9 protein-coding genes are annotated in these 14,107 nt (G+C 40.4%); 7 read left to right on the forward strand and 2 right to left on the reverse strand.

The features are described from left to right. Positions 1–300: 300 nt before the first annotated feature. The 6 genes from eno to metE all read left to right on the forward strand — a co-directional run bounded on the left by eno (position 301) and on the right by metE (position 9,597). The gene (eno, locus tag HMPREF9075_RS09740) at positions 301–1,593 is read left to right on the forward strand and encodes a phosphopyruvate hydratase (protein WP_009416407.1); all 1,293 of its coding nucleotides are present in this window, start codon (positions 301–303) and stop codon (positions 1,591–1,593) included. Between the two features lie 124 nt (positions 1,594–1,717). After that, a complete protein-coding gene (locus HMPREF9075_RS09745) occupies positions 1,718–2,479 on the forward strand; it encodes a carboxypeptidase-like regulatory domain-containing protein (RefSeq protein ID WP_009416408.1) in 762 nt (253 codons plus the stop codon). 78 nt (positions 2,480–2,557) lie between these two features. After that, on the forward strand, positions 2,558–3,952 hold the full coding sequence (locus HMPREF9075_RS09750; protein ID WP_009416409.1) for a DUF5723 family protein: 1,395 nt from the start codon (positions 2,558–2,560) through the stop codon (positions 3,950–3,952). A gap of 117 nt (positions 3,953–4,069) precedes the next feature. After that, complete coding sequence (locus tag HMPREF9075_RS09755; RefSeq protein ID WP_009416410.1) at positions 4,070–4,933, forward strand: lysophospholipid acyltransferase family protein; 864 nt, start codon at positions 4,070–4,072, stop codon at positions 4,931–4,933. Positions 4,934–4,964: 31 nt separating this feature from the next. Further along, complete coding sequence (locus tag HMPREF9075_RS09760; RefSeq protein ID WP_009416411.1) at positions 4,965–7,229, forward strand: GH92 family glycosyl hydrolase; 2,265 nt, start codon at positions 4,965–4,967, stop codon at positions 7,227–7,229. 64 nt (positions 7,230–7,293) lie between these two features. After that, entirely contained in the window at positions 7,294–9,597 is a 2,304-nt protein-coding gene (gene metE, locus HMPREF9075_RS09765; RefSeq protein ID WP_009416412.1) for a 5-methyltetrahydropteroyltriglutamate--homocysteine S-methyltransferase, read from the forward strand. A 71-nt stretch (positions 9,598–9,668) separates the two neighbouring features. Here metE and HMPREF9075_RS09770 read toward each other — a convergent pair whose 3' ends face one another. Then, a complete protein-coding gene (locus tag HMPREF9075_RS09770; protein WP_009416413.1) occupies positions 9,669–10,190 on the reverse strand; it encodes an adenine phosphoribosyltransferase in 522 nt (173 codons plus the stop codon). A 25-nt stretch (positions 10,191–10,215) separates the two neighbouring features. Next, positions 10,216–11,148 (reverse strand): citrulline utilization hydrolase CtlX, encoded by a 933-nt coding sequence (gene ctlX, locus HMPREF9075_RS09775; RefSeq protein WP_009416414.1) that lies wholly within the window; start codon positions 11,146–11,148, stop codon positions 10,216–10,218. Positions 11,149–11,386: 238 nt separating this feature from the next. Between ctlX and HMPREF9075_RS09780 the strand changes: the two genes are divergently transcribed. Beyond that, a partial coding sequence (locus HMPREF9075_RS09780) for a reprolysin-like metallopeptidase (RefSeq protein WP_009416415.1) occupies positions 11,387–14,107 on the forward strand: 2,721 nt, incomplete at its 3' end.

Here is a 14,107-nt window from a genome sequence, read left to right on the forward strand (position 1 = left end):
GAGCCGCACGGGCAGATTTTTGGGACTTGTGAGACAGGTGAGACAGGTGGGACAGGTGGGACTTGTGAGGGTGATGCTTCTGAAAAACTTTGGCAAACTCTTAAAGTTTGCCAAAGGGGGTAGCGCACTAGTGGGAGTGCGAGCCGCAGGAGGAGAATTTTGAATTCTGAATTGGGCACAAGCTGCAAGCTTGCGCCAGCGGGGAACTTGTGGGACGAGTGGGACAGGTGCGACTTGTGGGACTCATAGGTAATGTATAAAAAACCAAAGAAGTAAATAATTTAACAAAATATAAAAAATATGAGTATTATAGTAAGCGTGCATGCACGTCAGATTTTGGACTCGCGTGGTAATCCCACAGTGGAAGTAGATGTATTGACTGATGCTGGGGCTCTTGGTAGAGCTGCAGTGCCATCAGGGGCTTCAACAGGTGAATATGAGGCTGTAGAACTACGCGATGGTGGCAAGGAGTATTTGGGTAAAGGCGTACAAAAAGCTGTTGCTAATGTAAACGAAATCATTGCTGAGGAATTGATAGGGATGAATGTGTTTGAACAAAACCTTATCGACCAAACAATGATTGCGCTTGACGGTACTCCTAACAAATCTAAATTGGGAGCTAACGCTATCCTTGGTGTTTCGTTGGCAGTAGCAAGAGCTGCTGCTGAAGAATTGGGCTTGCCTTTGTACCGTTACGTAGGGGGTGTAAGTGCTCACACTTTGCCTGTTCCTATGATGAATATCATCAACGCTGGGGCTCACTCTGATGCGCCTATTGCTTTCCAAGAATTTATGATTATGCCTGTGAATGCAAAAGACTTTTCACAAGCTATCCAAATGGGTGCAGAGGTATTCCACAACCTTAAAAAGGTGTTGCACAACAAAGGATTGGGTACTGCTGTGGGTGATGAAGGTGGTTTCGCTCCTAACTTCAAAGACATTGAAGATGCGCTTGACTCTATTAAAGAAGCTGTAAACAAAGCTGGCTACAAATGGGGTGAAGACATTAAAATTGCCTTAGACTGTGCTTCATCTGAATTTTACAAAGATGGTAAATATGACTATACTATTTTTGAAGGTTCTAAAGGTAAAGTGCGTACTTCAGCAGAACAAGCTGAATACTTGGCTGAATTGGTGGCTAAATACCCTATCATCTCTATTGAAGATGGTATGGATCAGAATGACTGGGACGGCTGGAAATTGCTTACTGACAAAATTGGCGACCGCGTACAATTGGTAGGTGATGACTTGTTTGTTACTAACGTTTCTATTCTTGAAAGAGGTATCGCAAAAGGTATCGCAAACTCTATCCTTATCAAAGTGAACCAAATAGGAACGCTTTCTGAAACAATAGCAGCAGTGGAAATGGCAAATCGTGCTGGTTATACTGCGGTAATGTCGCACCGCTCTGGTGAAACTGAGGATAATACTATTGCTGACCTTGCTGTAGCTTTGAATACAGGACAAATAAAAACAGGTTCTGCATCACGCTCAGACCGTATGGCTAAATACAACCAATTGCTTCGCATAGAAGAGTCGCTTGGTAGTGTGGCTTATTATCCTAAAGAAAAAGCTTTTAACGTGAAAAACTAAGAAAAGCTTAATAATATCAGGAATATCAAGAGGGTATCCGAAAAAGGAAGTTGAACACTGCAAAAGTGAAATTGTGTTTTTTTTCGGATAGCCTCTTATTTTGTCTAAAAACTATTTTTTTACAATGAAGAATATACTAAAGTTTATCCTATTGCTATGTGTAACACCGCTTGTGGCTCAGGAAACTGAGTTGCACGGGCATATATATAGCGTACAGCACAACAAACCGATGCCTAATGTGCATATTTTGAACTTGAATAAGGTGAAAGGAACTACCACCAATGACAAAGGCGACTTTGTAATAAATGTGGCTGTGAATGATACTTTGTATATTTCATTTTTAGGATATAAATCAACAAAAGTGTTGGTAACCAATGATATGGTGAAATATCAGGGGCTGAAAATAGGGATGACAGAACTTGCCTACGCTTTGGAAGAGGTAGTAGTAACCCCCTATAAACTAACAGGTTACTTAGATATAGATGCGAAAAATGCGCCTATTAACAACAACACACGTTATAGTATATCGGGCTTAGAAATAGGCTACGAAAGCAGGGCAAGTGCCAGTGCTGTGGGGCGGGTACTGAACAGTGTGATGAACCCTGCCGACTTGCTGTATCGCTCATTTAGCAACAAAGGAAAAGAACTGCGAAAACTGCGCAGTATGCGTAAAGATAATGAGCTGAGCGATGCACTTTCTACACGTTATGACCGCGAAACGCTTTTGGAACTGCTAAAAGTGGATAGGGCTGAACTCGAAGAAATCATACGTTCGTGCAACTATTCTAACGATTTTATAATGACTGCAAACGACTTGCAGGTATTGGAAGCTATCAGCCAATGTTACGAAGAATACAGAGTGCTTCATAAAAGCAAAGAAAAATAATGAAAAGGGTTGTGCATTAGAAAATAATTTGTATCTTTGTACCCTAAATAGAAATAATGATTTTTATAAATACAGACAATGAAAAAAGTAATTTTAACAATGTTATTATTAAGCGGTTTTGCAGCTGAAGCGCAACAATCGTTTGTGGGCTTTCGCGAAAGTGAATATGCGGGTACGATGCAACGCACAGCCAATCCTGCTTATATGATTAGCAGTAAACGTCCGTGGGATGCAACTTTGTTCTTAGCCAACGTGAATATTGGTACTAATGCAGTAAAATTGAGTACTGATATTGCAAAAAGTTTCAACAACTTTGAGAGTGCAAGCAAATCTTTACTGAACAACAACAATATCAATGCACGTTTGAATATAGATGTATTGGGGCCTTCGGCTTTTTTTAAAATAGGCGATAAACACTCAGTAGGGTTCTTTACACGTGTGCGTGCATTGGGCAACATTAATGATATAGATGCGAAACTGATACAGTCATACATATCTGATGTTAAAAATATGGAGCTTCGCAATAACTATAGTATCAATCTTAAGAACCAAGAGGTAGTATTACACGGTTTTTCTGAGTTTGGGCTTTCGTGGGCTGGCGAATTGTATTTTGATGGACATAACGCTATTAAAGCAGGAGCTTCAGTAAAATATATAATGGGAGCAGGTAATCTGTATGTTGGTTTCCGTGATTTTGCTGGTTCGGCATCACTTACTGTAGAAAATGATAAACTAAAGGTGAATATAGACTCTCGCGGAGGCAATTTTGAAGTGCTAAACGGGGGTACAGATTTGGTGAAATTGAGCAACTTAAGTTCGAGTTCGCTATTAGGGAAAGAGGCTTCTACAATGGGGTTAGACCTTGGTGTGGTATATGAATACCGTTTTGATGGTTGCCGCACTTGCCACAACCGTCCGCACGACTTTAAAGTAGGGCTTTCATTGATGGATATAGGAAATGTTCAGTATAAGCTTAATAAACAATCGTTTAGATACCAATTGCCTGCATCGGGGGCTATAAAATTGTCTCTTGATGACTTATCGGAAGAGGCTTTGACAAAAGCAGGTTTGACTACAGCTACTACACAAGTAGCAGGACGTACTGTAAAGAGTTCTTTGCCTACGACTTTGAACTTGAGTGCTGACTATCGCATTATTGATGGGCTTTATGTGAGTGCTGCTGGTAATATCAACGTGGCTTCAAAATCTAAAGCAGACCAGTATAATGCAAACTACGCTTCTACTTATTCGCTTACTCCTCACTACGATATTAGCTATTTTGGAGCTTACTTGCCTATCTCATACAACGAGGTTACTAAAACAAGTGTAGGTTTTGGATTGCGATTGGGTTCATTTTTAACTATAGGTTCAAGCTCTATCATCAGCAACTTAGCAGGTGGTGGAAAAGATTTGAACGTGTTTGTAGGTCTTGGCTTTGGACACATAGCTTATCCTACTGAAAAAAGTAGATAAATTGCTTTTATAATAAAAAGTGTATATAATAGAAAAAACTTTGCTGAATATGAATTTGGCAAAGTTTTTTTCTGTATATTTGCAGACGAATTACTTAATGCGAATTGCTTATAATTAATGGATTATATAATATATTTGGTAGCATATCCTATAATTTGGTTGTTATCGGTATTACCTTTTAGGCTGTTGTATTGTGTTTCGGATGTGCTTTACTTTGTAATGTACGTATTGCTAAAGTACCGTGTGAAGGTGGTACGCAAGAATTTGCATACGGCATTTCCGTTTAAAACGACAGAAGAATTGAGGGTGATAGAGCGAAAGTTTTATCATCACTTTTGCGATACGCTATTGGAAATGGTAAAGTCGTATAAGATGAGCGAGCAGGAGATGAAGCGCCGTATGGTGTTTACTAATATAGAAGTGTTGCGAAAATACGAAGATGAAGAGCGCAATATACTTTTTATGTGTAGCCACTATGCGAGCTATGAGTGGTTGCTGTCATTGGCTTATTACTTGAAACACAAATCGTATGCGCTTTATACGCCTTTATCAAACAAGTATTTTGACAAGTTTTTGCAGAAAATACGAACCAAACATCACAGTTATTTGCTGTCGCGCTATACGGCTCACAAAGAGATGAAGCGGCACAAAGATGAACAGGGGGTGTATTGTTATGGATTTGCAAGTGACCAAGTGCCTAATAACAAAAAGAATTATAAGCGTCCTTTTTTGGGTTTGCGTGTTCCTGTATTTACTGGAGCAGAGCGATTGGGTAAAGCCTTGAATACGGTGATTGTTTTTGCAAAAATAGAAAAGGTGAAACGCGGGTATTACCAGACGACTTTTGAGGTATTGGCAGAAAATCCGCAAGAATTTGTGGATTACCAAATTACAGATATGTTTTTTGAACGGGTAAATAGGCAGATATATGATGAGCCTGCGTATTATCTTTGGACACATAATAGATTTAAAAGAATGTAATAAATGTTTAACAACTAATATTTAATGAATTATGAGGAGGATTGTTATTTTGAGTTTGCTAAGTGTGGTAGTGGCTTGCAATAAGTCCGTTGCCCCTCGTGAAGAGAAACGACAAGAGGTGGCTACTGCTGTAGTGGAAACCGTGCCATACACTAACTATGTGAATACGCTAATGGGGACAGACTCGCGCTTTGACTTATCCAACGGGAATACTTACCCTGCTATAGCGGTGCCTTGGGGAATGAACTTTTGGACTCCCCAGACAGGAAAGATGGGCGATGGATGGGCATACCAATATCACGCTGATAAAATAAGAGGTTTTAAACAAACCCACCAACCAAGTCCGTGGATAAATGACTATGGGGCATTTTCGTTGATGCCTGTAACAGGTGAGCTGAAGATAAAAGAGGAGGAGCGCGCTTCGTGGTTTTCACACAAAGCTGAAACAGCACAACCTCATTACTACAAGGTGTATTTGGCTGATTATGACACATCGGTAGAAATTACTGCTACTAACCGCGCGGCGCAGTTTCGGGTTACTTTTCCTGAAAATCAAAAGTCGTATTTATTATTAGATGCTTTTTTCAAAGGGTCGATGGTGAAGGTAATTCCCGAAGAGAGAAAAATTATAGGATATGTCCGCAATAATAGTGGTGGTGTGCCTGAAAACTTTCATAATTATTTTGTAGCTACTTTTGATAAGGATTTTGAACTGACTAACACTTGGGGCGATGGCTATAAACTGACTGGGAAAAATGAAAGTACTGGCGACCATACAGGTGCTGTAATAGGTTTTGCTACCAAAAGAGGGGAGCAGGTAACCGTGAAAGTTGCCTCGTCTTTTATATCGCCAATGCAGGCTGAGCGCAATTTGCAGACGGAAATAGGTAGTGATACTTTTGAACAGACAAAACAAAAGGCTTTCGACTTATGGGAGCGTGAATTAGGAAAGGTGCAGGTGGAAGATGATAATATAGACCACTTACGTACATTTTACTCTTGCTTGTATAGGGTATTGCTTTTTCCGCGTACATTCTACGAGATAGATGAAGAGGGGAAAATAGTGCACTACAGTCCTTATAACGGTAAAGTAGAGGCGGGGTATATGTATACCGATAATGGTTTTTGGGATACCTTCAGGGCTGTATTTCCTTTGTTCAATTTGTTGTATCCAGAAATGAATCAGCAGATAATGAAGGGCTTGGTGAATACTTATAAAGAAAGTGGATGGCTGCCTGAATGGGCAAGCCCTGGGCATAGAGATTGTATGATAGGCTCTAATTCGGCATCGATAATAGCAGATGCTTATTTGAAGGGGAATATAGCACAAGCTGATGCTGAAATACTATTGGAGGCGATGCTGAAGAATGCTACCCAAGAGAAAGGTCGCCCAGTGAAATCGGTGGGGCGTGAGGGGGTAGATTACTACAACGAACTGGGTTATGTGCCTTATAATGTGAATATTAATGAAAATGTGGCACGCACGCTGGAATATGCTTATGCTGATTATTGCATAGCTCGTATGGCAGAAAAGATGGGCAAAGTGGCTATTGCCAAACAATACTACGAGCAGATGGAACGCTATAAAAATGTGTTTGACCCAGAAACTAAATGGATGCGCGGCAGAAATAAAGATGGGAAGTTTCAAACGCCTTTTAATCCGCTAAAATGGGGTGATGCTTTTACGGAAGGGAATAGCTTGCACTACACGTGGTCGGTATTTCAGGATATAAATGGGCTTATCAGTTTGATGGGCGGTAAGGAAGCCTTTGCGAAAAAAATAGACCAAGTATTTGAGATGCCTCCGCTTTTTGACGATAGTTACTACGGCTTTACGATACACGAAATACGCGAAATGCAGGTGATGGATATGGGGAATTACGCTCACGGCAATCAGCCAGTGCAGCATTTGATATACCTTTATCAGTATGCAGGTAAGCCAGAAAAAACACAACGCAAAGTGCGGGAGGTAATGGAAAAACTATATGCGCCTACCCCTGATGGCTATTGTGGTGATGAGGATAATGGACAGACTTCGGCTTGGTACGTGTTTTCGGCATTGGGCTTTTACCCTGTTACGCCCGCTGATGATGTGTATGTGCTGGGTAGCCCATTATTTAAATCGGTAACCTTGCAATTGCCTGATAATAAAAAGTTTTTGATAAAGAGTGTGGAACGCAGTAAGGGTAGTGAACTGGTAGAGAGTGTGCAGCTGAACGGGAAGAAGATGGAAGGATTTGAATTGCCATTTGCTGTGTTTAGGGATAATGGGAATTTGACATTCTTCAAAAATTAGTACTTTTGGTATAGATGGTAATTGAAAATAATTTTGTATCTTTGCGCAAATTTAAAAAGAATATATGAAATCAAACGTATTAGGTTATCCTCGTATAGGTGAAAAACGAGAACTTAAGAAGGCTAATGAGGCTTTTTGGGCTGGTAAAATCAGCGAAGAAGAGCTTTTGTCTGTTGCTGAGAATATTCGTGTTCATAATTGGACACTACAGAAGGAGGCAGGTGTAGACTTGATTCCTTCAAATGATTTTTCTTTCTACGACCAGATGCTTGACTTTTCATTTACGGTGAACGCTATTCCGGAGCGTTTTGCCCCTATTCACAAGTTGAGAGATACAGAGCGTTATTACGCTTTGGCACGTGGTTATCAGAAAGATGGAATCGATATCACCGCTATGGAAATGACTAAGTGGTTTGATACGAATTACCATTATATAGTGCCTGAATTTACTAAAAATCAGGAGTTTCGTATTCTTGTAAACAAACCTTTGCAAGAATATCAATTGGCTAAAAAGCACGGATTTGATACTAAACCTGTGCTTATAGGGTTGGTTACTTACTTGTTGCTTGGTAAAGAGAAAGAACAAGGTTTTCACCGTTTAGAGCTTGCAGATCGCTTATTGCCTGTGTACTTGCAAATAGTAGAAAGCTTGGTGAGTGCAGGTGCAAAAACTATTCAGATAGATGAGCCTTATTTGGTGCTTGACCTTCCTGAAGGAGCTGAGGCTGTATACAAAAAAGTATATGCTGAACTAAGAAGTAAATTCCCTACTACTGAATTTGTACTTACTACTTACTTTGGTGCGCTAGATAATAATACAGAGTTGGCAGTATCATTGCCTTTTGATGTGTTGCACATAGACTTGGTGCGCGCTGCAGCACAGCTTGATAGGGTGCTTAAAGCTCTTCCTGCTGATAAAAAGCTATCGCTTGGGGTAGTGGATGGGCGCAATGTGTGGAAAAATAACTTTGAACATTCATTGGCATTGATTGAAAAAGCTAAAGAAGCTATTGGGGCTGATCGCTTGTGGGTGAGTACTTCGTGCTCATTATTGCATTCGCCTTGCAACCTTGAGCTTGAAAACAATGAGAAAGTACTTACAGCTGAAATTAAACAATGGTTGGCATTTGCTAAACAAAAAGTAAAAGAGGTTACAACTCTACAAGCCCTTGCTACAGGGAAGGTATGTGAGCAGGTAAAAGCTATCTTTGAAGAGAATAAAAAAGCTGCTGAAAACCGCAAAACTTCAACGCTTATTCACGATAAAGCAGTGAAAGAGCGCGTACAGAAAATTACTGATAAAGATGCGCAACGCTTGCATCCGTTTGATGTTCGCAAAGAAGCTCAACACAAATCGCTTCACTTGCCAGCTTTCCCAACGACTACCATAGGTTCGTTCCCGCAAACAGATGAGGTGCGCAGCTGGCGTGCTCGCTTTAAGAAAGGAGAACTTACACAAGCTGAATACGATAAGCTATTAGAAAAAGAAATTGAAGAGTCTATTCGTTTTCAGGAGGATACTCAGATAGATGTTCTTGTACACGGCGAATTTGAGCGTAATGATATGGTGGAATATTTTGGTGAGTTGCTAAAAGGATATACCTTTACTAAATTTGGCTGGGTACAAAGCTACGGTTCGCGTTGCGTAAAACCACCGATTATCTTTGGTGATATTTCACGTCCTGAACCGATGACTGTACGCTGGAGTCAATATGCGCAATCGCTTACTAAATTACCTGTGAAAGGTATGCTTACGGGTCCTGTAACTATCCTACAATGGTCGTTTGTGCGCGATGACCAACCACGTTCGGAAACTTGTTTGCAAATAGCCTTGGCAATTCGCGATGAGGTAGTGGATTTGGAAAAAGCGGGTATTAAGGTTATCCAAATAGATGAGCCTGCAATACGTGAGGGGCTGCCATTGCGCAAAAGCGAGTGGAAGGCTTACTTTGATTGGGCTATCAAAGCGTTCCGTATTTCGGCATCTGGAGTACAAGATGAAACACAAATACATACACATATGTGCTATTCGGAATTCAATGATATGATTGAAGCTATTGCAGATATGGATGCTGATGTGATTACCATAGAGTGCTCACGCTCACAAATGGAGCTTTTGGATGTGTTTGGAGATTTTAAATATCCTAATGAAATAGGTCCTGGGGTGTATGATATTCACTCACCACGAGTGCCTTCACAACAAGAAATGACAGACTTGATGAAGAAAGCTATCAGCGTAGTGGCTAAAGAGCAGCTATGGGTAAACCCTGACTGCGGACTTAAAACACGCCACTGGCCTGAAACCAAAGCAGCATTGCGTGCAATGGTGGAAACGGCTAAAGAGCTGAGAGCACTTTACAGCAAATAGTTGAGAATTAAGAAAACAATAAAAAAGAGCAAAGTGGAAAACCGCTTTGCTCTTTTTATAAATATAAGGTACTAACTGATGATACTATAAACAGGATAATCTTTAAGTTTGTTACGCCCGTTTAGGAAAGTGAGTTCCATTAAAAAATCGAGTTGGACGATGTTGCCACCAAGTCGCTCAACTAATTTTACGACAGCTTCGGCTGTTCCTCCAGTGGCGAGGATATCATCGTGAATAAGTATGTTTTCGCCTTTGTTGATGGCATCTTCGTGAATTTCGAGTACGTCTTGTCCGTATTCTAAGTTGTAAGTTTGCGCAATAGTTTTGCAGGGTAGTTTTCCTTTTTTACGTACGGGTACAAAGCCTGCATTTAGGCGCTGAGCAAGTAGCATTCCGAAGAAGAAGCCACGACTTTCCATACCGATTACTTTATCGATACGTTGCCCATGTAGGTTTTCTACTAAAGTATCAATTACATAAGTTACGCCTTTTACATCCATTAATAGGGGAGTAATGTCTTTGAAAATAATACCTTCCTTAGGGAAGTTTTCAACATCGCGTATTTTAGATTTAATGTATGCTATTTTATCCATTTTTATAAAAGATGTGATTTTTGAATTATGAGTTATATTTAGGCAAAAATACTTCTGCCAACATACAGCGGGCACTACCGCCGCCGCAGGTTTCGATGGTAGTGAGATTGGTGTGTAATATTTTGGTATGTTGTTCTAATTGATTGATTTGTGCAGGGGTAAGCGATTGGTAAGCGGCATCGCTCATTACTAAATAAGTGCTGTTATCGCCTTGTACTTGCAGCATATTACCTGCAAACTGATGCATTTGTTGTGTGGTGATGTAGATAATGTCTTTCTTGTCGTCTTTGAGGTGTGCTAATACATTTTTTCGTTCTTTTTTGTCGGTGATGCTATCGGCACAAATTACAGCAAAGGTATCGCCTACAGCCATCATCACGTTGGTGTGATAGATGAGGGCTTGCTTATCGTCTACTTGTTGGTAGGCGTGGAAGATAATGGGGGTGTACTCAAAGTCTTCACAAAATTCAATGAAGAGGTCTTCGTCTGCACGAGGCGATAGGGCACAATAAGCCTTGCGATTTACCCTATCGAGTATCATAACGCCTGTGCCTTCTAAAAAGATGTTTTCTTGTTCGGCACTAGTGTAATCATAGATATTTTCGATGTTGAAACCTTCAGCTTCTATTTTATCAAGAATATCTTCGCGGCGCTCGCGGCGGCGATTTTCGGCAAACATAGGGTATAAGGCAACGTTTCCGTTTTGATGGAAAGAAATCCAATTGTTAGGGAAGACGGAATCGGGGGTGTTTTGCTCGTAAATATCATCTACTACGATTACTTTTACCCCTACCAAACGAAGTTTTTGTACGAAGGTATCAAATTCTTGTTGCGCTTGGTGGTTAATTTGCTGGTTTTCTGTATCTATTTTCTCTTGAAAATAGTTGTTGACAGCCGTTTGTTCGTTCATTCTGAAACGTACAGGACGTATCATTAAAACAGTGTTGGTAATTTGCATTTTGTTTAATGTTAAACGATTTATGATTAACGGGGCAAAGATACGAAATAATGTTTAATTATTGATACTTAATGTTTAATGAATTTTGAATTGGGAGGCGGTGTGCTTTGGCGGATAGTGTTGGGTAGTTAGACTTATTTTTGTTAAACAAATAATATTATTAATAAAATTTATATTAAAATATTTTGCCAGTTGAATATTAGTTCTTACCTTTGCAATGTCAAACTAATATAGGACAATGAAAACAATATTATACTATTGTTGTGCATTGATTATAGGTTTGCAGACCGCCAACGCACAACAAAAAGTAGCAGAAATCTTCAATTATTTTACGCAAAATAAAACTATTAGCTGGGCAGTTCCTCTTCAAAAAACCGAAACTTTACCCATTGAATGGCAAGAGCGTAACAACAATTTTAGTACTGATGGCTTTCGCAATTACGTAGGATACCATCAAGGAAATTTTGTAGGTGTTATCAGTATGAATTTGAAAACGCTTAATGGAGAAGTGTTTTACAGAGGAAAATCGTATGTATTGGGCAGTAACAAAAAGGGTTACTTAACTGTTACAGAAATTACAGATGAGAGTGCTTGTGGCAACCAGCCCACAACACCATCGCTCCCTACAGGGCGAAATATGTTTCCTGAAGATAATGAGGACAAGAATGACCCTCCTATTGAACAACCTGAAATATACAATTCGCTTTACCCTAAGGCTCTTATTCATACCGATGGGGTATTTAGGCACTATCGGTTGGCACTTCCGGTAGATTACAGCATTTACGATTCGAAATTTTTTAATAGAGATACTAATAGAATTAAGGCTTTTTGGAATGCTACCATTGCTTTTGCAAATGAACTATACCGCAATGATGTAGGGGTAGATTTTACTTTGGTAGATGATGAGGCTCTTATTTTTACTACTGCAAAAGATCAGCTCTTTCGCAGAGGAGAAGCAGCTAATGAGGTAGTAAACAACGGTACGATTACTCTTAACAAACATTATGACCCTAAAAAGTATGATTTGGCAGTTATTTTGGCAGATTATAGAGAAAAATATAACGGGTTGGCGATGGTTTATTCGGCTTATGAGCAACATAATAAAGCGAATGCGGCTGCACGCCCTATAAAACCTTCAACTATAGCTCACGAAATAGGGCATATGTTTGGGGCTGACCATACTTTTTCTAACGGCGGACAATATTCGAGCAAGACAGAAATAGGCTCAGGTCAGTCGATTATGAGCTACGGGCACGAGTACCCTCGCGATTTCTTTTCATTGGTGAATTTGGAAACTATACGTAAATTTTTGGGTAATTCGATGGCGTATTATGCTGATGTGGGGCGCACTCAAGAGGCGGGGAAACGTGTAGAAGGCACCGGCTCTAACCTTGTGTATGGCGTGAAGAGCAACAACCAGCCGCCTGTATTAGACAGAAAACACTTAAAGAAAATATACGTAATTCCTAAAGATACTTACTTTCAGTTTTACTTATCGGGTAGTGATGCTGAAAACGACACTATTACTTATATAGCCCACCAAGCCGATAGGCGCTTTCACTCTACTAAATCTAACGCCCGCTTTATGACTTATAAGGGGAAGACTAATGGCAATATACGTTTTGAGACTACTTGGCTTGAAAGTGAACGCAATACTTTTGTACCTATAGCTGCTACTTCGCCTTTAGGATATAGTCCTGGTACTTTTACTTTTTGGTTAGCCGCTGCCGACCACAATAGGGCAGACCGCAACCACGTAGTGAAATACGATGTGGAAGAGGTGACGCTAAAAATAGCTGAAGGCGAACCTTTTGCTATTAAAGACTTCGACAATGGCAAATGGGAACGAAACAAAACTTATAAAGGAGGAGAACGGATTACACTGCATTGGCAGGTAGATAAAAATATTTTTGCGAAGAATAGCAAAGTGCGTATTTTGCTATCGGACGACTCGGGAAAGACCTTTAAATATATACTGAAAAAACAAGCTGACAACAACGGCACTTGCGAGGTGCAGTTGCCTAACATCACTATTACAAGCACTCACGGACACTTTGGCAAGGAAAGAGGACAAGGCATCATAAAAATAGAGGTGATTGATGGTTTAGCTTTTGCTCTTTCGTGCACTAAACCTTATCACCTAGGCGGCTTTATGATAGAAAAGAACAAAAATGCCCCTGACCCTGAGCCCGAACCAGACCCTGAGCCTGAGCCTACACCTGAGCCTACACCTGAACCTCAACCTACGCCAGACCCGCTTACGTTTGTAGTGAATAGCTTGCCTAATCAGTATATTACGGTAGCTTGTGCAAGTGAAATACCCGCTGCGGCAAAAATAGAAACACAAGGAGGTTGTGGTAGTATTACATCGGAAATTACAGAAGAGGAAACCAATAAGCAATGTACTAATCATTACAGCTTAAAACGAAGTTATCATTTTGTAGATGAGTGCCATACGACACTAATTTTTGAACAATATATTACAGTGAAAGATGAGGTTGCTCCTACTTTTGCGGGGGTATTACCTACTGATCAGACTTTTGAGGAGGGCAGTCACTTGCCTGACAACTTACTTTTGACAGCTAATGACAACTGTGCAGGAGTATTGAAAGTGTTGCCTACTAAAAAAGTAGTAGCAAATAAGGTAATATACCGCTGGGAAGCTACCGATGGTTGTGGCAATAGTGTTTTTCATACACAGACGATTACCATTCAGCCTAAGACTACGACACCAACCGTGAACACGCCAACAGTAACGACTCCAACAGTAAGTACCCCGACTGTGAGCAGTCCGACAGTAAGTACCCCGACTGTGAGCACCCCAACAGTGAGCAGTCCGACAGTGAGCACTCCAACAGTGAGCACTCCAACAGTAAGTACACCGACAGTGAGCACTCCAACAGTAAGTACACCAACGGTAAATAATCCGACAGTGAGCACACCAACGGTAAGCACCCCA

It is taken from the genome of Capnocytophaga sp. oral taxon 332 str. F0381, assembly GCF_000318275.2.
Classification (GTDB): Bacteria; Bacteroidota; Bacteroidia; order Flavobacteriales; family Flavobacteriaceae; genus Capnocytophaga; species Capnocytophaga bilenii.

Bases quoted from the DNA above. Each gene is read 5' to 3' on its own strand.
- eno (WP_009416407.1), top strand. From the start codon at position 301: ATGAGTATTATAGTAAGCGTGCATGCACGTCAGATTTTGGACTCGCGT.
- HMPREF9075_RS09745 (WP_009416408.1), top strand. From the start codon at position 1,718: ATGAAGAATATACTAAAGTTTATCCTATTGCTATGTGTAACACCGCTT.
- HMPREF9075_RS09750 (WP_009416409.1), top strand. From the start codon at position 2,558: ATGAAAAAAGTAATTTTAACAATGTTATTATTAAGCGGTTTTGCAGCT.
- HMPREF9075_RS09755 (WP_009416410.1), top strand. From the start codon at position 4,070: ATGGATTATATAATATATTTGGTAGCATATCCTATAATTTGGTTGTTA.
- HMPREF9075_RS09760 (WP_009416411.1), top strand. From the start codon at position 4,965: ATGAGGAGGATTGTTATTTTGAGTTTGCTAAGTGTGGTAGTGGCTTGC.
- metE (WP_009416412.1), top strand. From the start codon at position 7,294: ATGAAATCAAACGTATTAGGTTATCCTCGTATAGGTGAAAAACGAGAA.
- HMPREF9075_RS09770 (WP_009416413.1), bottom strand. From the start codon at position 10,190: ATGGATAAAATAGCATACATTAAATCTAAAATACGCGATGTTGAAAAC.
- ctlX (WP_009416414.1), bottom strand. From the start codon at position 11,148: ATGCAAATTACCAACACTGTTTTAATGATACGTCCTGTACGTTTCAGA.